General features: G+C 39.7%; 21 protein-coding genes and 1 pseudogene. 11 read left to right on the top strand and 11 right to left on the bottom strand.

Annotated features, from left to right (window positions below; all coding sequences use genetic code 11):
• The first annotated feature begins 174 nt into the window (after positions 1-174).
• A complete protein-coding gene (gene cobT / locus AA650_RS19575; RefSeq protein WP_053540311.1) occupies positions 175-1,278 on the top strand; it encodes a nicotinate mononucleotide-dependent phosphoribosyltransferase CobT in 1,104 nt (367 codons plus the stop codon).
• On the opposite strand, the gene AA650_RS19570 is transcribed toward cobT, so the two are convergent.
• Positions 1,272-1,619 (bottom strand): hypothetical protein, encoded by a 348-nt coding sequence (locus AA650_RS19570; protein ID WP_053540310.1) that lies wholly within the window; start codon positions 1,617-1,619, stop codon positions 1,272-1,274. The genes cobT and AA650_RS19570 overlap by 7 nt on opposite strands.
• A 251-nt stretch (positions 1,620-1,870) precedes the next feature.
• On the opposite strand from AA650_RS19570, the gene AA650_RS19565 reads away from it, so the two are divergent.
• Positions 1,871-3,001: an extracellular solute-binding protein gene (locus AA650_RS19565; RefSeq protein WP_053540309.1), complete on the top strand. Its 1,131-nt coding sequence runs from the start codon at positions 1,871-1,873 to the stop codon at positions 2,999-3,001.
• Here the strand turns inward: AA650_RS19565 and AA650_RS19560 are convergent.
• Positions 2,998-3,531: a hypothetical protein gene (locus tag AA650_RS19560; protein WP_053540308.1), complete on the bottom strand. Its 534-nt coding sequence runs from the start codon at positions 3,529-3,531 to the stop codon at positions 2,998-3,000. The two genes, AA650_RS19565 and AA650_RS19560, sit on opposite strands and share 4 nt — an antisense overlap.
• 690 nt (positions 3,532-4,221) lie before the next feature.
• Here AA650_RS19560 and AA650_RS19550 point away from each other — a divergent pair.
• The 5 genes from AA650_RS19550 to AA650_RS19530 all read left to right on the top strand — a co-directional run bounded on the left by AA650_RS19550 (position 4,222) and on the right by AA650_RS19530 (position 9,381).
• On the top strand, positions 4,222-5,205 hold the full coding sequence (locus AA650_RS19550; protein ID WP_039204864.1) for an alpha-ketoacid dehydrogenase subunit beta: 984 nt from the start codon (positions 4,222-4,224) through the stop codon (positions 5,203-5,205).
• Positions 5,206-5,641: 436 nt separating this feature from the next.
• The gene (secD, locus tag AA650_RS19545; protein WP_053540306.1) at positions 5,642-7,054 is read left to right on the top strand and encodes a protein translocase subunit SecD; all 1,413 of its coding nucleotides are present in this window, start codon (positions 5,642-5,644) and stop codon (positions 7,052-7,054) included.
• Positions 7,051-8,019 carry a protein translocase subunit SecF gene (gene secF / locus AA650_RS19540; protein WP_053540305.1) on the top strand — a complete coding sequence of 323 codons (969 nt, stop codon included), beginning with the start codon at positions 7,051-7,053 and terminating at the stop codon, positions 8,017-8,019. The genes secD and secF overlap by 4 nt, the downstream gene beginning before the upstream one ends.
• 292 nt (positions 8,020-8,311) lie before the next feature.
• On the top strand, positions 8,312-8,719 hold the full coding sequence (locus AA650_RS19535; protein ID WP_053540304.1) for a hypothetical protein: 408 nt from the start codon (positions 8,312-8,314) through the stop codon (positions 8,717-8,719).
• A gap of 62 nt (positions 8,720-8,781) precedes the next feature.
• Entirely contained in the window at positions 8,782-9,381 is a 600-nt protein-coding gene (locus AA650_RS19530) for a hypothetical protein (RefSeq protein WP_039204858.1), read from the top strand.
• 402 nt (positions 9,382-9,783) lie between these two features.
• On the opposite strand, the gene AA650_RS19525 is transcribed toward AA650_RS19530, so the two are convergent.
• Entirely contained in the window at positions 9,784-10,257 is a 474-nt protein-coding gene (locus tag AA650_RS19525) for a DUF29 domain-containing protein (protein ID WP_039204855.1), read from the bottom strand.
• Between the two features lie 215 nt (positions 10,258-10,472).
• Positions 10,473-10,685, bottom strand: a pseudogene (locus AA650_RS19520) (type II toxin-antitoxin system Phd/YefM family antitoxin); the annotation flags it as partial.
• A 106-nt stretch (positions 10,686-10,791) separates the two neighbouring features.
• On the opposite strand from AA650_RS19520, the gene AA650_RS19515 reads away from it, so the two are divergent.
• Together AA650_RS19515 and AA650_RS19510 are read left to right on the top strand one after the other, a co-directional pair.
• Complete coding sequence (locus AA650_RS19515) at positions 10,792-11,262, top strand: J domain-containing protein (RefSeq protein ID WP_039204865.1); 471 nt, start codon at positions 10,792-10,794, stop codon at positions 11,260-11,262.
• 50 nt (positions 11,263-11,312) lie between these two features.
• Positions 11,313-11,579: a DUF3143 domain-containing protein gene (locus tag AA650_RS19510; protein WP_053540303.1), complete on the top strand. Its 267-nt coding sequence runs from the start codon at positions 11,313-11,315 to the stop codon at positions 11,577-11,579.
• Between the two features lie 54 nt (positions 11,580-11,633).
• Here the strand turns inward: AA650_RS19510 and AA650_RS19505 are convergent, their stop codons facing one another.
• The 3 genes from AA650_RS19505 to lysA form a co-directional block, all read right to left on the bottom strand.
• Positions 11,634-12,383 carry an isoprenyl transferase gene (locus AA650_RS19505; RefSeq protein ID WP_053540302.1) on the bottom strand — a complete coding sequence of 250 codons (750 nt, stop codon included), beginning with the start codon at positions 12,381-12,383 and terminating at the stop codon, positions 11,634-11,636.
• A complete protein-coding gene (cdaA, locus tag AA650_RS19500; RefSeq protein ID WP_053540301.1) occupies positions 12,380-13,333 on the bottom strand; it encodes a diadenylate cyclase CdaA in 954 nt (317 codons plus the stop codon). The genes AA650_RS19505 and cdaA overlap by 4 nt, the downstream gene beginning before the upstream one ends.
• A 100-nt stretch (positions 13,334-13,433) precedes the next feature.
• Complete coding sequence (gene lysA, locus AA650_RS19495) at positions 13,434-14,846, bottom strand: diaminopimelate decarboxylase (RefSeq protein WP_053540300.1); 1,413 nt, start codon at positions 14,844-14,846, stop codon at positions 13,434-13,436.
• Between the two features lie 130 nt (positions 14,847-14,976).
• Between lysA and rimI the strand changes: the two genes are divergently transcribed.
• Positions 14,977-15,498 carry a ribosomal protein S18-alanine N-acetyltransferase gene (gene rimI / locus AA650_RS19490; protein WP_053540299.1) on the top strand — a complete coding sequence of 174 codons (522 nt, stop codon included), beginning with the start codon at positions 14,977-14,979 and terminating at the stop codon, positions 15,496-15,498.
• A 165-nt stretch (positions 15,499-15,663) separates the two neighbouring features.
• Here rimI and AA650_RS19485 read toward each other — a convergent pair whose 3' ends face one another.
• The 4 genes from AA650_RS19485 to petB form a co-directional block, all read right to left on the bottom strand.
• Positions 15,664-16,035, bottom strand: coding sequence for a hypothetical protein (locus tag AA650_RS19485; RefSeq protein WP_053540298.1), 372 nt, complete (start codon positions 16,033-16,035; stop codon positions 15,664-15,666).
• Positions 16,036-16,194: 159 nt separating this feature from the next.
• Positions 16,195-16,641, bottom strand: coding sequence for an ATP-binding protein (locus AA650_RS19480; protein WP_053540297.1), 447 nt, complete (start codon positions 16,639-16,641; stop codon positions 16,195-16,197).
• 680 nt (positions 16,642-17,321) lie between these two features.
• The gene (petD, locus tag AA650_RS19475; RefSeq protein WP_053540296.1) at positions 17,322-17,804 is read right to left on the bottom strand and encodes a cytochrome b6-f complex subunit IV; all 483 of its coding nucleotides are present in this window, start codon (positions 17,802-17,804) and stop codon (positions 17,322-17,324) included.
• Positions 17,805-17,985: 181 nt separating this feature from the next.
• Entirely contained in the window at positions 17,986-18,633 is a 648-nt protein-coding gene (petB, locus tag AA650_RS19470) for a cytochrome b6 (protein ID WP_015083377.1), read from the bottom strand.
• Positions 18,634-19,027: 394 nt separating this feature from the next.
• On the opposite strand from petB, the gene ctpA reads away from it, so the two are divergent.
• Positions 19,028-20,281 (top strand): carboxyl-terminal processing protease CtpA, encoded by a 1,254-nt coding sequence (gene ctpA, locus AA650_RS19465; protein WP_053540295.1) that lies wholly within the window; start codon positions 19,028-19,030, stop codon positions 20,279-20,281.
• Positions 20,282-20,342 lie beyond the last annotated feature (61 nt).

Genomic DNA, 20,342 nt, shown 5'->3' with positions numbered 1-20,342 from the left:
TACACAGTTTGGTTTTATTGTGTTCACCTACTTAGTCATAACTATGATTTTTTTGATTAATTTGATGAAGATGATTAATTATAAAAGTCATAACTATGATTAATTTGATGAAGATGATTAATTAATCAGGAAAATCAGGAAAATCAGGAAAATCAGAAAAATCACAGTTTAGATATGATTAATATTTACACCCAAGTTCCCCAGGGTGAAGCATGGCTCAATCGTTATCGCGGTAAATTACCGATATTTGCCTGTGTTTTAGGATTTACAGAAACTGGTTTGATTCCTGGGATTTCTGCCGCTGGTTTGACTCCAGATGATCGCCGATATACGGCTTGTGCTGATGCGGAATTTCTCTATTACGGCGCTGAATATCAACCTAAGTACCCTCTGCCACCTTTGACTTCGGGGGCTTCTCCTGTGCTAATTTCGCGGGCGGTGGTGGCTAATTTAAATATCCCTGTTTACTTATTTAATGCCGGATTACCACATATTCCACCTGTGCCATTAATTGAGTTGGGTGGTGCGCCGGCAAGATGTTTAAGTGGGGGTGCGGCTATGAATGTAGATACTGTTAAACATTTACTAGCTGAAGGATTACGTTGGGGTTCTCAATTAAGTTCTCAATTAAATTCTGATAGGTATTTAATTATTAGTGAGTGCGTTGTCGGTGGCACAACAACGGCTTTGGCAATTTTAACTGGTTTGGGGATTGATGCTGCTGGCAAAGTTAATAGTAGCCATCCTGTGTGTAATCATGGGCAAAAATGGGATTTGGTGCAGACTGGATTGGCAAAAATTCCTCCGTCAGTTGATCCTTTAGAACTGGTGGCGGCGGTAGGTGATCCTATGCAGGTGGTAGTAGCAGGAATGGCGATCGCTGCCAGTCGAAGTTGTGGGGTATTATTAGGTGGAGGTACACAAATGTTAGCAGTTTATGCTTTAATTCAAGCGATCGCTCACAGATATGACCTATCTTGGCAACCCGCAGAAATTGTCATTGGTACAACCCGTTGGGTAGCAGAAGATTCCACAGGCGCAACAATTGACTTAGCCCAAAGTTTCAATAAAAATAGCATCCCCCCCTTGTTAGCCACACAATTGAGTTTTGCTAATTCCCGATATCCCCAATTTCAAGCTTATGAACAGGGTTTTGTGAAAGAAGGTATTGGTGCCGGTGCGGCTTGTATTGCTGCTGCTTTAAGTCGAAATTGGCAACAAAATCAACTATTAGCAGCAATTGAAGCCCAACTTGAGCAACTTAGCACCCATCAATAAACCCTCTGTTTGAGTAACTGTTCTTCTAAGGCAGCAATCCGATGATATGCGGCAGTTAACTGAGTTGTTAGCCGTTGAATTTGAATTTCTGGTGTTATTTGTTTATCTATAGCCTGATAACTCATTTCGGGAATACTATCAAGTAAAATATCCTTATGCTTCCATTCTTTTAACTCATTTGCCGGCTGCTTTTTTTCCAAATAATGCTCTATGGCTGGTAATTGCCGTAAAGATGAATCTGACAAAGCTTGAGATAGGCGCATATCAAGCCTTTCAATCACTTCATGGATGGCATTAACCTGCTGGCTTAACGTGAGAATTTGTTTTTCTAATGATTCCATTTAATACCTGCACCAAAAAAATATTTTCTCTATGTTATTCACTTTACTGACAATCTTAGTTATACTTATGAATTATTTAACTTTTGATGACTTTCATCAAATTTTAATGCCATGTATAGAAGTAAATCAATAATATTGATAAGTTGGGCAACTTTACTTTTCCTTACATATTACTCTTATGAGAAGCCGCTCCGCGTCTACGGTTTTTTCCCGTTCACCTACTTATCATCCGTAATTATACATATAGAACTATGGACAGACGATCTTTTTTATTAAGTATAAGTACCTTAGCACTTTCTCAGGCGATCGCCGGCTGCGGAACAAACCAGCAACCACTCTTAAATGTCCAATTATTAAAAAATTCTATCCCCGGTCAGGTAGTTAATCAGTTTCGGAAAACCGTAACTCAAGAGGGTAAATTAAAATTTACCCCAATTAATCAGTTGGAGGATTTATTTAAATTATTACAAACCTGGCAACAACCACCGACTAATAATCAGCAACAATGGACTCGTTATTTACCATTCAATCAAAATCAAAAATCACCAACTGCCAATTTAATCACATTGGGAGATTATTGGTTACAAACAGCAATTGATCAAAAATTAATTCAACCATTAGCAACAGCAAATATCAAAAATCTAGTTAACCTCAATCAAAAATGGCAACAGATAATTAAGCATGACCAAGAGGGTAAAATTTGGGGCGTTCCTTATCGGTGGGGAAATACAGTAATTATTTATAATCAAGAAAAGTTTCAACAATTGGGTTGGACACCAACAGATTGGAGTGATTTATGGCGGAGTGAATTGCAAAATCGCATTTCTTTACTAAATCATCCCAGAGAAGTCATTGGTTTAGTTTTGAAGAAATTAGGAGAATCTTATAATACAGACAATATCAATCAAATCTCTGCCTTAGAAACGGAATTAAAAGCATTAAATCAACAAGTCAAATTCTATGATTCTAAAAACTATCTAGAACCACTAATTATTGGGGACACTTGGTTAGCAGTTGGTTGGTCTGATGATATTATCCCCATCATCAATCGTTATCCAAAATTTGCCGCAGTTGTCCCCAAATCGGGAACAGCAATTTGGGCTGATTTATGGGTAAGTCCCACAGGTGTTAATAATGACAGTTTAGCATACCAATGGCTAGATTTTTGTTTACAACCCAATACATCTAAACAAATTGCCCTACTAACTAAAAGCAATTCTCCCATTGACAAGACTATGGTTAATGGGGATATTCAGAAGCAGTTACAGAATTTATTATTAACTGATTCAGAAACTTTTGCCAAAAGTGAATTTTTACTGCCTTTCCCTCCAGCAGTGATGAAAGAGTACGAAGATTTATTTATGAAGATCAAAAAATCCTAATTTGACAAAGCAAAACTGAAACCGACTTGACTTCGATGATTCATCTGAAGCCGACAGGAAGCAGGACTTTGAGAAAAATTGCAGGTGTACGTTGCTAAAGCTTCTTTCTGGTAGTTAAAAATTCGGATATTGTAACCAAATTTACTAGCTAGACCACCTAAACGATTCACAAAAACATACTTACCAAAATAGTCTAATAAGCCCCAAATTCGCTGATTAACAATTAAATCTGCCCGGGGTGGTTCTGTTTGCGAGGGTGGGTAAACTATCCAATTATCTAAAAGTTGTTTTTCCGAGTTTTCCTTAGCCCACCATAAACTAGGAACTGTTAATTTTTGGGGATCAATAGTTTTAGCTGTGATGATATTATCCTTTGGTTGGGTAAGTAAATCTAGCTGCAAAGGTGCATCAGAGGGGAGAAAAATATTTTCTGCTTTTGATGGGAGAATGGGTAAAAGCGAAGCAGTAAAAAACCCCATTGCTAATAATAACAGTGGTTTTTTACGGATAAATAACTTATTGTTAGTCATAGCTTTGATACTTGATATTTATTTCCCATAATGTTCATGGTTCAATCGAGAAAATCCTGATTGAAATATAAAAATTTTATGGAGGAGGAGTTCAGAAGTCAGAAGTAGGGGGAGTGGGGGGAGTAGGGGGAGTGGGGGGAGTGGGGGGAGTGGGGGGAGTGGGGGGAGTGGGGGGAGTAGGGGGAGTAGGGGGAGTTAGGAGTCAGGAGTCAGGAGTCAGGAAGAAGAAGAAAGAAGAAGGAAGAAGGAAGACGTTGCGCTCTAGGGTTAGCTTTTCAGTTATGCTCTTAACTTGACAACAGGATATACAGCAAGTTGCGTAGTTATGAGGTATAAAATCTAAATTGAAACCTATACAAAAAGCCAGTTTTACTTCTGACTCCTAACTCCTGACTTCTGACTTTTAACTCCCCTACTCCCCCTACTCTCCCTACTCCCCCTACTCCCCCTACTCCCCCTACTCCCCCTACTCCCCCTACTCCCCCTACTCCCCCTACTCCCCCTACTCCCCCTACTCCCCCTACTCCCCCTACTCCCCCTACTTCCCCTACTTCTGACTCCTGACTCCTGAATTCTGCTGTAAAATATATGAAAATTATTTCTTGTTCTCAACAACAGTGCTACGCTTGACGGTATTCGGGGCAATGGCACGATAAAATTCTATAACGATAAAATGTAATAAAGGTCTAAATGGCAGAAACACTATTTTTCAACGCCCTGCGGGAAGCTATTGACGAAGAAATGGCACGCGATTCTAGCGTATTCGTTCTGGGTGAGGACGTGGGACACTACGGCGGTTCTTATAAAGTTACTAAAGACTTACACCAAAAGTATGGTGATCTGCGAGTTTTAGATACCCCCATTGCAGAAAATAGCTTTACAGGTATAGCTGTAGGGGCTGCTATGACTGGGTTAAGACCGATTATTGAAGGGATGAATATGGGCTTTTTGCTCCTCGCCTTCAACCAAATTTCTAACAATGCGGGTATGTTACGCTACACTTCCGGTGGTAACTTTAAAATCCCTATGGTGATTCGTGGTCCTGGGGGTGTGGGTAGACAATTGGGTGCGGAACATTCCCAACGTCTCGAAGCTTATTTTCAAGCTGTTCCTGGTTTAAAAATTGTGGCTTGTTCCACACCTTATAACGCTAAAGGATTGCTGAAAGCAGCTATCCGCGATGACAACCCTGTGTTATTTTTTGAACACGTTTTACTTTATAATTTAAAAGAAGACCTACCAGAAACAGAATATGTACTACCGCTAGATAAGGCTGAGGTTGTCCGTCAAGGTAAGGACGTGACGATTTTAACTTATTCGCGGATGCGGTATCATGTGCTGCAAGCTGTGAAAGCTTTGGAAAAACAAGGTTATGATCCAGAAGTTATTGACTTAATTTCCCTAAAACCTCTTGATTTTGAAACTATTGGCGCATCAATTCGCAAGACTCACCGGGTGATTGTTGTAGAAGAGTGTATGAGAACCGGGGGTATTGGTGCAGAATTAACCGCTTCGATTAATGACCGCTTATTTGATGAATTGGATGCACCTGTATTGCGGCTTTCTTCTCAAGATATTCCCACACCTTACAACGGTAATCTTGAGCGCCTAACTATTGTCCAACCAGAACAAATCGTAGAAGCCGTCCAGAAGATGATGGCTTTGCGAGTTTAGGTATTTGTCAGTTGTCAGTTGTTCGTTGCTGTGAACCAATAACCACTGACCACTGACTACTGACCACAAGAGGAACACGGTAGCGTTGGGAGCTTCGCGTCTTCAAACCGCAGGGGAAAACGCACACGGGCGAATTGATTGCCTTCAATATTCGTGATACAATTAAATTGTCACTAAAGACATAAAAAGCTACCGGGGGACTCTCGGAAAGTTACGCTTGTCAGAGATGATTCTGCCAGTAATGGCAAACAGGATCAGGGCAAGAACCGTACATCTAAGGTAATACCTGAAAAGCGGATATTATTCGAGCAGTTGTCTTGACAATTATTCGATTAAGAATCCCCGCGTCTTTAGACCGGGGAGTGTCAACTCAAACTTCTACTCACAACGCAATCAAAGAACGTTATTATAACCTTTGTTAGTTGTGAGTGATAGTATGCAAAAACAGCGATCGCTATTAGCGTTAATTATAGTTTTGTTCATCGCCGCTATTACGGTGATTCTGACAATTCCTGTCCCCTTGGGGTTAGATTTACGGGGTGGCTCACAGCTTACTATTCAGGTGAAACCAACGGCGGAAATTCCCCAAATCACCGAAAGAGAATTGGAAGCTGTGAAAAAAGTAGTCGAAGGGCGAATTAATGGTCTTGGTGTTTCTGAGCCATTAATTCAAACTATTGGTACGGATAAAATATCCGTACAACTACCGGGTGTAAATGACCCAGAACAAGCAGAACGAGTATTAGGTGGTACAGCGCAATTAGAGTTCCGTATCCAAAAACCGAATACAGAAACACAACTTTTTGCTTTCCAGATTACACGCAACGATCTGAAAACTAAGCGAGAAGAGTTGAAAAAATCCAAAGATCAAGCCGCGATTGATAAAAATAAGGAAGAGTTTCAAAAGAATAATCAAGCGATCGCCGAATTGTTTGAAAGTACCAACCCACCCCTCACCGGCAAATATCTCAAGGATGCCTACGGTGAACCCAATCAAGGCACTAACTGGAATGTGGCTATCCGTTTTGACCAAAAGGGTGGAGAACTCTTTGCTGGACTGACAAAAGACCTGGCTGGAACAGGTCGGAGTATCGGTATTTTTCTGGATAATGAAATGATCAGTTCACCCACCGTAGGACCAGAACACGCTGCTACTGGAATCACTGGTGGTTCTGCTATTATTACGGGTCGTTTTCAAGCCCAAGAGGCTAATGATTTAGGGGTACAATTGCGCGGTGGTGCATTACCCGTTCCTGTGGAAATTGCGGAGAGAAGAACAGTAGGCGCTACTTTAGGAAAAGATAGTATTCAAAGAAGTATCTACGCTGGTATTGGTGGTCTGACTTTAGTATTAATATTTATGGTGTGGTACTATCGCCTACCGGGAATGATAGCCAATGTTTCACTAATAATTTACTCCATACTGACTTGGGCTGCATTTTGTTTACTAAGTGTTACCCTCACTTTGCCGGGAATTGCAGGTTTTATTCTCAGTATTGGTATGGCTGTTGATGCTAACGTCTTGATTTTTGAACGCACCAGAGAAGAATTACAAGCAGGTAAATCTTTATATCGTTCTGTAGAATCTGGTTTTTACCGCGCCTTTTCCAGTATTTTAGATAGTAACGTTACTACCTGGATTGCTTGTGCTGCATTATTTTGGTTAGGTTCAGGATTAGTCAAAGGCTTTGCACTTACCTTAGCTTTAGGCGTAGGGGTGAGTATGTTTACCGCAATTACTTGTAGTCGCACATTGATGTTTTTAGTTATTTCTATTCCCTCTTTGCGGAACACACAACTTTATGCTCCTAATGTGCCAGTAGCAAATAAGACAGGAGTGGCACAATGAGACTAGATATTAACAAGGCACGGGGTACTTGGTGGACTATTTCCGCTGTGATTATCCTGGTGGGGATCATCTCCATGGTGATATCCACACTCAATCCCAGCATCAAAGCACCTCTGCGTCCCAGCTTAGATTTTATCGGCGGAACCAGGTTGCAATTCGTGCGGGACTGTGGCAAACCTGGTAACTGTGACCAACCCATAGATATTAACCTAGTTCGAGAAGTCGCCAAATCCCAAGGACTTGGAGACAGCAGCATTCAGTTAATCTCGGAAAATGGACAGGAAAATGGCATTACCATTCGCACCAAAAACCTGGAAACAGAACAGCGGAGTAATTTGCAAAATGCCTTAACTGAAAAAATTGGCACTTTCGACCCCCAAAAAAATCAAATTGACTCCGTTGGTGCAACTTTAGGGAAGGAATTATTTACTTCGGGAATCTTAGCTTTAATAGTTTCTTTTGTCGGGATAACTGTTTATATGGCTTTCCGGTTTCAGTTGGACTATGCCTTATTAGCTATTGTGGCTTTGTTTCACGACATTCTGGTAACAACTGGAGTTTTCTCAATTTTAGGGTTAGTTTTCGGCGTTGAAGTAGATAGTCTTTTCATTGTTGCTTTGCTAACTATCACAGGTTTCTCTGTCAATGATACTGTGGTAATTTATGACCGCATTCGGGAAACTATTAAACTTCATCCTGAACAACCAATTGCTGAAATTGTTGATGATGCAGTTAACCAAACTTTGTCTAGATCAATCAACACCACCTTAACAACCTTACTGACATTGACTGCTATTTTCCTATTTGGTGGGGAAACGCTGCATTATTTCTCTCTGGCGTTAATTGTGGGCTTTGTAATGGGAGCTTATTCTAGTATTTTCATTGCTAGTACACTCCTGATTTGGTGGCGAGAACGCAGTGGAAATTACTCAGTTGCAACTCCTATAAGTTCTCAAGAAAGTTAAATTTCACTCACTCCTAGCCTCTGGCTTCACTCGTTCCTAGCCTCTGGCTGGGAATGTCTCCGTTGAGGCTCTGCCTCCTTACTACACTAAACCCCTTGTATCGTAATAAGGAGAGAAAAGAGTAAAATCTTAACTCAAGCAACAGAATAGGTTTTTCGTGATTTTACAAAAGTCCATGTCCCAACCGTGTTGAGTATAACTAGCGGCAGAGCCGCAATGATGAGCATTCCCAGTCGGAGACTGGGAACGAGATTTTGAACTAGATTTTATCGGCGCACAGTATATCTTTCCTATGGATAAACCTGAAGAACCACAAATTGAACCAGAGACAGTGGAATTAGACCCGGCTTTTGCTCAACAATTACAAAAACTACATAGGCTAAGAGTATATGGCAGATGGTTATTTGCCGGTTGTTTATGGCTGACTATTGCGCCTTTTTGCTTATGGAATTTACGAACTGAAATTTCTTTGTTACGAGAATATTTTACCTGGGTAGGACTACGATATACACTGATTTTTCATCCTCTATTTACACTGGGTTTAAGTTTATGTATTGGTATGACGACTTCTGTTTTAGTTTGGCAAAGTCGTAATATTATATGGGGATTACCATTACAAGAACAGGAAAATTTAAAAAAGCAACTTTATCGGATTCGTCAACAAGGATCTTCTCATCCTTTATGGAAATGGGTTTGTTAATAATCAGGGAATAGGCACGAAGCGAAGTCATTTAGGGTGCGTAATTTACAGGAATAACTCAAATGTCATATAGTGAATTTACTCTAGACAAAGTTAGAAAAGCCTTTGCTTTAACGATTATAGATAAAATTAATATTTTTGCATCTATCCCAGAAATTGAATGTCCAGATTTACTAACAGAAGTATTAAAAGAAAATCTACCTTTAGCACTTGCTAGTAATACTGAAAAATCCCGTTCTGAAATGATAATTGCGCCGATTTTAATAGCTGCTAGAAAATATTTAAACAATCAAATCAGTTTATTTTCAGGGATTGATTTTACAGTAGACACTGAACAAGGATTAAACGGTAATTGTGATTTCATTATTAGCCGTTCACCTGAATTATTAATTATTAATGCTCCCGTTGTCACAATTGTAGAAGCTAAAAAAGAAAATATTAATGCAGGTTTAGGACAATGTGTAGCAGAAATGATAGCCGCCAGAATGTTTAATGAACGTGAAGGTAATAATATTCAAACAATTTATGGTACTGTCACCACTGGTACTAACTGGAAATTTTTAAAACTTATTAATCAAGTGGTAGAAATTGACTTGACAGATTATTATATTAATAATATCGGTAAAATTCTCGGTATTTTATCTAGTATCGTGATGGAATAGGTATTTTATATGCCTCTGGAGTCAATTACTGCTGAACAAAGAACGGTTTTATATAATATAACGTTAGCTGGGATACCTTTGAAGCCTTTGAAGCCTTGTTGAAAGATACAGGTGAGGATAGGAGAACGTTTAGCGGCCAAACTAAGAGAATTGAATATTGACCCTGACATTTTATAAAAAAATACACTTTGTGTAGGTTGGGTTGACCCAAGGAAACCCAACATTTCAATACGTAATGATCACGTTTTAAGCTTTGTGTAGGTTGGGTTGACGCAAGGAAACCCAACATTTAAAATATTCGATTAATTTTGCACTGAAGACTTAGAACTGATTATTTTTGATGAAACATCAAACTTAACCATCTCACAAAACCATTAAAATCATTCCTAATTTATGGGGCGCCTAAAATTGAATATTAATAGTATCAGAAAACCAATCATCATTAATTAACTGTTCTAAAGTATAAGGACATTGCTCAGGAAAAGTGTTTTTCTTTAATCCTGTTTTTGCTATCACATACTTAATAGCTTTTTGATAATTATTTTCTTTTTCTTCGTTTAGGTGTTTTCTTAAATTCCTAGTCATATCTGTTTCTAATTCATTGCGGAAATTAACAATTTCTGCTGCCCAACGACGACGATTTATACTTTCTGCTTCCCAATATTCAATTAATAATAAATGAATGATGATTTGTCTCAAATAACTTTCCCCACTACGTTTAGTATCTCTAACCAAATTTTCTAAAACCTCACTTAAACTATCTAAATCTAAATCATTTAATTGATCATTTTTTATTTGTTCCAAAGTCATCTCATACCAGGCTAAATAGTCTGATTTATATAATTTTTTTAAGTTATTTGTGCTTAAAGTTTGCATATTTCCACCTCAAAAAATAATATAATTTGATTATACCCCATAAAAATCCTCATGCAGAATTTCCTAATTTAAGTAGGTGAGCGTTGAAAATTGTCGTTATGGCAAGGCAAAAGGCAAGAGGCAAGAGGCAAGAGTGAAGAGGGTTTGGGCGATTTTACATTTCTTTACACAGTTTGGTTTTATTGTGTTCACCTACTTACAGTGCTTTGCGGTGCTAATTTGAGTTTTTGCAGTTCTTCCTCAAGGTTTTGCAGTCGATCTAACATCTGTTGAAATTCTTGTGCTTCCTGCACTACAACCTCAGCTTTGCCATTGACAGTCAGCACCAGTGGGGATTTTGTAGACTTAATTTTCTCTACGTAGTCTTTGGCGTTACGTTTGAAATCGGTAAGAGTTTGGATATTTTGGAGATTAATTCTAGTTTGCATCGCATCTAATAAAATGCTGAATAATACACATTATAAGATTTTTTGTAGCTATTTCTGCTATAGCTACCCAAGAGATTTAGAATATAAAAAAACTTATTTGAGTAAAGTGACTCAAAAAAACGTAAATCATCATGGGGAAGTCCCACAAAGCAGCAATACTACTTATTATTCCCTGCTAGGACTCCATCCCGGAGCATCAGTAATTGATATTCGTCGTGCTTATCGGGAACTGAGTAAACTCTATCATCCAGATACGACAGAATTACCTGCTAATATTGCTACGGCTCAATTTCAGCAAATCAACACAGCTTACGCTACCCTGAGTAATCCAGAACGGCGCTTAAACTATGATTTAAAAATTGGCTATTCTCGATTTGGTGTCATTCAAGTCCCACCAGATTTAAATCACTCCGTGCATAAACCCTACGATTTTTCCAAATCAATGTATTTGGATGCAAGCGATCGCCCCTTGTCTGCTGGAGAAATATTTGTATTATTTATTTTGGGGTTAACCATTGTTGGTTGTATGCTATTAGCTCTGGCGATCGCCATTCTCCGTGGAGAAGCAATTAGTTAAACTCAATTTCCCAACTCTAAAATCACCAATAATTCTGAATTGAACTGCTTATGCTTGCCGCTGATACACCCCTGTATAGTCACTCTTTACCACAAATCGAACAATGGCTAAAAAACCAAGGTTGTCAACAAGACGATACCCAACTACATTGTTGGCGTGTCCAAAGATCTAGTTGGGAAGCGGAACTTTGGTTAGATACTGAACAAATTACAGTTCGCTATTTTCAATCAGGAGAAAACCGTCAAGATATACAACGTTCCTTTAAATATTCCCTGAGTCGGGAAGACATTGAAGAAGCCGTTTTTTCAGGACCATAATCTGGGGGAGGTAGGGGCGCAGGGCCTGCGCCCTCTTGAATTGATTGATAATTGTCACACCTTCCCAAACCGACGTTCTCGTTGTTGATAAGCAGATAAAGCTCGATGAAACTCATGACGGTTAAAATCCGGCCAAAGAATATCAGAAATATAAATTTCACTATAAGCCATTTGCCAAAGTAGGAAATTAGATAATCGCATTTCCCCACTGGTGCGAATTAATAAATCTGGATCTGCTATTCCAGCCGTATATAAATGAGCTTCAAATACTTCTTCAGATATATCATCAGGCTGTAGTAAATCTTCTTTAACCTTTTGAGCGATCGCCCGACAAGCCTGTAAAATCTCCTGCCTACCCCCATAATTAGTCGCAATTGTAAACCGGATACTCTGATTATCCTTAGTTTGATCCATAGAATGGGAAATCTCAGCCTGAAGAGCCTGTGGTAAAGCCGATAAATTACCCACAAACTGAATTTGCACATTTTCCTCCACCATTTCCCGCAGTTCTTGGCGTAAAACGCGTTGAAATAGATTCATCAAAAATTCCACCTCCTCCTCTGGTCTTTGCCAATTCTCCGTTGAAAAAGCATAGGCAGTTAGAGCTTTAATTCCCCAGTCCTTGCAACAGCGCAGCAAATCCTTGAGAGCATCGACACCAGCCTTATGACCCATAATGCGGGGTAGACCACGACTTTTTGCCCATCGGCCATTACCATCCATAATTACCGCAACGTGCTGAGGTAGTAATTGTTGTTTTAAATCAAGAGGTAAATATTGCAATTCAGTTTGTTGTGTTTTCATTTTTTATCTTGAGAAGCGGTCGTACCCCTACGGGTAGCGTGTCGAAGGCAAGGTAAGCCAAGTAACCGGGACATTAATTTTAGTGATTGATCACCAAGTTGACGAACTAAACTTAAAAGACCAGGTGCATGAGCCTCCCGATCTACAGTCGGAGAAAATCGAGTTTCTAAAGACTCTTTGAGCTTTTTAATAGTTAGTGGTCTATATAGAGTTCCCTTTTCCGCTAAGGAAATAGAACCCGTTTCTTCTGATACAACAACACAAATACAATTTTCGACCCTTTCAGTAATTCCCATTGCCGCCCGATGGCGTGTTCCCAACTGCCGCGACGCTGTGCGTCCTGAAAGTGGTAGAATTATACCAGATGACACAATGCGCGAACCACGAATTAACGTTGCTCCATCATGTAACAAAGTTTTTGGTTGAAAAATAGTTTGGATCAGTTCTTTAGAAACTTCAGCATTTAGTTTCACTCCTGGGACTGAAAAATCCTGTTCTTCGATAGGTCCTGTGGTTTCTAAAATTAGTAAAGCGCCAATACGATTTTTTGATAACTCTTTAATTGCATCAACAATTTCATCAATTACACTATCTGACTTAGGAATTGCTCTGGCATTATTTTGAAATAATTGCCAAAATTCGCCACGTCCCAATTGTTCCAAAAAACGGCGAAATTCTGATTGCAGTGCCACAGCCATAGCCACAGCACAGCCAATCACCAATTTTTCGAGAACAAAATTTAGCAAAGGTAATCCTAACTTGCCACTGAGCGCCGAGCAAAGCATTAAGACTATAAACCCTCGCACCATCCATAATGTGCGCCGTTCACTAATAATCACCAGGATCATGTATGTCAGTGCCAGCACCAACACCATATCCAGAGTCCCAAGGAGCAAGGACTGCGACCAATCTCCCAGGTTTATCAGCCATTGCTTCCACCAATCTCTCATGACATCTGGATTCTTATAGTCATTTGTCAGTTGTCAGTTGTCAGTCGTCAGTTGTCATTTGTGATTTTTTAACCACTGACCACTGACCACTGACTACTGACTATTTAAGTCTTTCTGGTAGGCGATCTTGTCGAATCAAGTCTTGATAAGTTTCGCGTTGCAAAATTAAATTTGCTTCGCCATTTGCCACTACAACTGCTGCCGGTCGAGGGAGGCGATTGTAGTTAGATGCCATACTGTAATTGTATGCACCAGTTCCCATAACTACGAGAATATCATTTGCTTCAGTTTTTGGCAGTTGGGCATTTTTAATCAGAATATCTCCTGATTCGCAATGTTTACCCGCCAATGTCACAATTTCGGTGCAAGGATCAGATATTTTATTCGCAACCACCACCCGATAAACTGATTGATAGGTAATAGGACGCGGATTATCTGACATTCCGCCATCAATCGCCACGTAGGTGCGAATTTCAGGAACCACCTTGGTAGCACCAACCGTGTAAGCAGTAACACAAGATGTAGCAATAAGCGATCGCCCTGGCTCACAGAGTAACTTTGGTAAAGGCAAGTTTTCCGATGTACAAGCAGCTTGTACAACCTCACAAATTGCCTTAGACCATTCGGCAATGCTTGGTGGATCATCAGATTCTGTATATTTAATCCCTAAACCACCACCAACATTTAATTCTGTCACCTGCAAACCATGTTTAGCCGCATCTCTTAACCACTGCACCATTACAGCGGCTAAATCTCTATGTGGTTGACGTTCAAAAATTTGTGAACCAATATGAGCGTGTAACCCCACACAGTTTAAACTAGGCTGTTGACTCACAAAAGTAAACACCTCTTGTAAATCATGGGGATCAAAACCAAATTTACTATCTAAGTGTCCAGTGCGAATATATTCGTGAGTATGGCATTCTATCCCAGGAGTTAAGCGTAGCATGATCCGAATGGGCGAAAGAAAAGAATTTTCCGTTTTCTCCCCTGCTATTTTCACCAGCATATCTAATTCATGCCAGTTATCCGCTACGATAGTACATCCAGACTGAATCGCTAAAACCAACTCATCATGAGATTTATTATTTCCATGTAAGTAAATTTTATCAGGACTCATACCCGCATTCAACGCAGTATAAAGTTCGCCACCGGAGACTACATCAATTCCTAAACCTTCTGAGGCAACAATGGCACAAACCGCTAAACAATTCCATGCCTTAGAAGCATAAAGTACCTGAGATTCTCCCTTGTAATATTCCTTAAAGGTATCTCGATATTGCTTACAAGCTGTCCGCAGGGTTTCCTCATCTAAAATATATAAAGGTGAAGCAAACTGTTCAACTAGGGTTGTGACATCACACCCACCGATTTCTAGATGATCATGATCATTAACTCTCGCCGTCAAAGGTAAGAGTTGTTGATTAGGAGAAATATCAGCACTGTCACCGCTTGTTGACTGTAAATATTGACGGCCAGAAAGTTGAACTTCGACGGGGTAAGTCGATACCATAACTAATAAGAGTTGTCTTTGTGAAAAATCAGGCCATGAGTATATGTCCTGATTTCCAGTTTACCCTCTCATTGGTATGGTAATGGATAATTGGTAATTGATAATTAACCTTCCTCAATCCTCAAAAATTGTGATTTCATCCGACTTAAAAATTCAACCTTTAACCACAGATAATTTAACTGAACTATTAGAACTAGATAAAGCCTGTTTTGATGGTTTATGGACTATGGAAGGCTACCTGCGGGAGTTAGAAAGTCCTAATAGTCATTTTTTGGGTTTATTTTCACCTTTTAATCACTCCGAATTGTTAGGAATGGGGTGCTTTTGGTCAATTTTAGAGGAAGCACACATTACAATTTTGGCAGTTCATCCCCAATATCATGGTCAAGGACTGGGAAAAGCTCTATTATATTCCCTTCTGCAAACTGCGGCTGATATTGGTTTGGAGAGAGCTACCCTCGAAGTCCGTGATTCTAACCACGTTGCTATTTCTTTGTATCAAAAATTTGGTTTCAAGACTGCGGGAAAACGACGGGGTTATTACAAAGATAACAATGAGGATGCCTTAATTCTCTGGCTGTCTGAACTACAACAACCACATTTTCTCAAAAATCTAGATCAATGGGCAACTTTTATGAGTTCACCCTTCTAGTGGTCTGTCAATCCAAAAATGACGGGTAAAGGCAAGTAGGGGGAGAAGAGGGGTAGGGGAGTAGGGGAGGGAAAACAGAAGTTTTTCCTATTATTACCCGTCAAAATAAATTTGACGAACTACTATATTCCAACTGACAACTGACAACTGACAACTGACAACTTCCTAATCTTCCAGTGATTGGGATTGCACTTCAACGGCTTTCACATCAATTGTTCCTTCTGGTGTGAAGCGTTGAAATTGAAAGTTTTTAACTAATAGTTGTTCACCACAGTTAGCACATTGTACTTGACTGTTATTTACCCCTGTTAATTCATATCCACATACAGGACACTGGTTAGTAACTAAATTCTTTTGTAACCACCAGCGAAACCCAAAGAATGCTATCACAGGCAAAAGAAACAATAAACCCAAAATAATTACCAAGGAATTAACTAACCAGCCCAATCCCAATGATGCTAATAACCAGGCGATCGCTAACAGGGTTAGCCAGGGGCGGATTTTCTCAAAATTAAATTGCAAGTTTTTAAAGGTCATGTCTCTTTCTCTGTGCTAATAAAATATTAATTCTTCTTTAAAAATTATTTCTTCGTAGAGAAAAAAGGTTTTTTAGTTTTCTCTGATTATAGCAAACACCACAAAATAACTAAAAATGTAATTATTTTGACTTTTAAATGCCGATTAGCTCACTAATTTTTAATTTTGCCGTTCTTCTAAACAATATTTAACAATTAACAGGCAATTTCTACTATCTGAATCACGTTCATATACAACTTTATCCGCCAAGCGGCGGAGTAAAAACCATCCATATCCACCCACTTGTAGAGTCCCCGGTTCTGGCTCAGTGATTACATCGGGATTAAATGGTTTTCCGTAATCCCAAATTCTCACCTCTAGCCTATCAGTCCATAAACTGACTTGAATTTCTATAGTTGTTTCCGGTGGTAAAGCATGATGAGCATGACGAACTGCGTTGGTAAAACCTTCTGCTAAAGCTAGGTTGAGACGATAAAGTTGGCTATCTGACCAGCCATATTTAGGTAAATATTGCTGACAGAATTCTTCAAACCATTGTTGTACTGGATTTAAGAGCTTAAGATCGCTCCTTACCGTCCGATGGTCTTGCTGCACTATGCTAAGCATTGACCGTGACTTAAATAGAAAGTAATTGAACAGTAGTGGTGTTTTTTGTGATTTGAGAAGTTCACATTTAGGAATGGTGATGATTAGATTAGAGATAAAACTAAATACTTTGGTTTTAACTCTATCCTCATCATTAATCAATACCTTGTCCATTTCCTATAGGTTGGGTTAAGCGACAGCGCAACCCAACGCATTTGTTGGGTTTCATGCTTCAACCCAACCTACAAATCAAGGCTTTTTCTAATTTGGACAAGGTATTGTTAATGTGAAATAATCTTCCCGCAATTCTAGTAGTTCGTCAAATTTATTTTGACGGGTAATGATCGGAAAAAACTTCTGTTCTTCCCTCCTCTGCCCCGGTGCCTCTCTTCTCCCCCTGCTTGCCTTCACGCGTCATTTTCGGGTTGACAGACTACTAGTTCAGTTAGGAACGTGGATTTATTAACTTACAATTCTTGATAACGACCGTCTAACATTAGTTAGATTACATCTAACAAGATTTGCACTTTATTTAATCCTCATTCCTTAGCGTCTGTTGATCTTCAAAAGTATATCTGTTTTAAAATACCAGTAACAATTAGACCATCAAATAATTATGGCTATTTGTTTGTCAGATATTATCCTGTATATACTCCTAAAAATCACAGACGCTACTAGATTTAGTGTTAACTTTAACTACCTTAGAATAATCCTAAAGTTAAGGATTTGTCTAATGGCATTGCAGCACCAATACCTAACCAGATGGTAACAAGAGTACCAAAAAGAAATACTGTTGTTGCTACGGGACGACGGAAGGGGTTTTGGAACTTATTCACGTTTTCCAAAAAGGGAACGAGAATTAATCCCAAGGGTACAGCAGCCATTGCTAACACACCTAATAGTTTACTAGGTAGTGAGCGGAGAATTTGGAATACAGGATATAAGTACCACTCTGGCAAAATTTCCAAAGGAGTAGCGAAAGGATTGGCTGGTTCACCGATCATCGCGGGATCTAGAGTTGCTAGAGCCACAATACAGGCGAAAGAACCCATAATGACGACTGGGAATATATAGAGCAAATCGTTGGGCCAAGCAGGTTCACCATAGTAATTGTGACCCATGCCTTGGGCAAGTTTAGCTCTCAATTTGGGATCGCTCAGATCCGGTTTTTTTTGGGTTGACATTTTTAAATGCGCTCTCCGGCTGAAGTGAAGTTAAAGTATTGGTGGAAGCTGTTAACAATGCAACTAGCTCAAGTTTCCGATAGTAGTTTATGTCTACAACTACAAGTTATTTTCTCTTTAGTTTAAAACAAACTACGATGATCTGGAAACACAAGTTTTGCCTATTTGCTAACAACTTTGATTACAAAGGTCCAGAAATACCTTGTTTGCGAATCATCAGGAAGTGGAACAACATGAAGACGGCAATTAACCAAGGAAGAACGAAGGTGTGAGCGCTATAGTAGCGGGTAAGTGTAGCTTGACCAACACTAGAACCACCACGGAGTAAATCGGAGATGAGAACGCCGACTACGGGAATGGCTTCTGGTACACCACTAACAATTTTTACAGCCCAGTAACCAACTTGATCCCAAGGCAGAGAGTAGCCTGTTACACCGAAGGAAACGGTGATAACTGCGAGGATAACACCACTGATCCAGGTTAATTCGCGGGGCTTTTTGAAGCCACCGGTTAGATAAACGCGGAATGTGTGGAGAATCATCATTAATACCATCATGCTGGCTGACCAGCGGTGAATGGAGCGAATTAACCAACCGAAGTTGACTTCATTCATGATGTACTCGACAGAAGAGAAAGCTTCAGCAACTGTAGGTTTGTAGTAGAATGTCATCGCAAATCCGGTGGCGAACTGGATCAGGAAGCATACTAGGGTAATTCCACCTAAACAGTAGAAGATGTTAACGTGGGGAGGAACGTATTTGGTGGTGATATCATCAGCAATTTCTTGGAGATCCAAGCGTTCCTCAAACCAGTCATAGACGTTAGCCATACAATCTTAAAGTCCTAAAAATAGATTGCGGTTGATAAGTTTTGTTATGCGAAGCTTAGTCAGCCATGACTATTCAACTAACCTCAGTTAGAGGGTTCGCTTCTCGCTTCATCCAAGAGAATGGGGTTCTATTTGTCCACGAGCGTAGATTTGGGTGTAACTCACCCTATTTTTGATAAATCTTCCCGTCTTCTTGTCTTTACGAGCCAACGCTAACTATGTTGACTCCAAAGATGATTTTATCGTTGATCAGGAAGAATGGGCAGCTCATAAATTTGGACTAGCAACTTTATGAGAAGAATGCACTTCTTCTATAAAAAAAGTAACATAGTCGAGAGATAGATTTCATCAGCAACTGAGCATTACAGAAATTTTTAGGGAATTTAAGTCTGAGATGGCACTGAAATTAGGGTTCATTCACAAACGGGTTTGGCGGCTAGGATGCTTACTGCTATTGCTTTTTGGTTTGGTGTTTGCAGGATATGTTCCGCCGGCTTCGGCTTTGACTCCAGAACAGAAGTTAGTTTATGAAGTATGGCGAATTGTTAATCGCTCTTATTTGGATGGAACTTTTAACCATCAAAGCTGGCTTGATGTGCGACAAAATGCGTTAAAAGGACATTTTGCTAATCATGAAGCAGCCTATACTACTATTCAGGCGATGCTAAAGAGTTTGGATGATCCTTTTACCCGGTTTCTTGATCCTGAGAAATATCGCAGTTTGCAAGTTAGCACTTCTGGAGAGTTAACTGGTGTGGGATTACAAATTACTCTCAATCCCCAAACTGGTGTTTTGGAGGTGATTACACCCATTAATAATTCTCCGGCGGATAGGGCGGGTTTAAAACCACGCGATCGCATCTTGAAGATTGAGGGTTTATCTACAGAGAATCTGACTCTTGATGAGGCGGCGGCGCAGATGCGTGGATTAAGAGGCAGCGTGGTTACGCTTTTAATTGGCAGGGAAGGAGAACAGGATCAGGAGGTTATCTTGGTGCGCGATCGCATTTCGCTGAATCCTGTTGTTTTTGATTTACGATTATCCCCCCAAGGAACCAAGATTGGCTATCTATCACTGAGTCAATTTAGTGCCAATGCTGTTACTGAGTTGGCACAAGCTATTTCTATTTTAGAAAAAAAAGGCGCGTCTGCCTATATTCTTGATTTAAGAAATAATCCCGGTGGACTCTTACAAGCAGGAATTGAAACTGCTCGTTTATGGTTAGACTCTGGCACAATCGTTTACACTGCCAACCGTCAAGGCATTCAGGGAACCTATGAAGCCTTTGGATCGGCTTTAACGACAGATCCTTTAGTAATTCTCGTTAATAAAGGAACTGCCAGTGCCAGCGAAATTCTCGCGGGTGCATTACAAGATAATCATCGCGCCCAATTAATTGGGGAAACAACTTTTGGTAAGGGTTTAATTCAATCTTTGTTTGAATTGTCCGACGGTTCTGGTTTGGCGGTGACAATTGCTAAATATGAAACTCCTAACCATCGAGATATTAATAAGTTGGGAATTAAGCCTGATCAAATTATTTCCCAACCATCACTTAACCGGGAACAAATCGGCACAAAGACAGATACTCAATATCAGGCGGCTGTAGAACTTTTGAGTAAGAATTTGGTAATGGGTAATTGGTAATGGGTAATTGGTAATGGGTAATGGGTAATTGGTAATTGGTAATTGGTAATTGGTAATGGGT

Origin of the sequence: Anabaena sp. WA102, assembly GCF_001277295.1 — a bacterium.
In the GTDB taxonomy this organism is placed as follows: Bacteria; Cyanobacteriota; Cyanobacteriia; order Cyanobacteriales; family Nostocaceae; genus Dolichospermum; species Dolichospermum heterosporum.
Note: the sequence above shows the minus strand (reverse complement) of the source record. Positions and strands in the feature narration are given on the sequence as shown.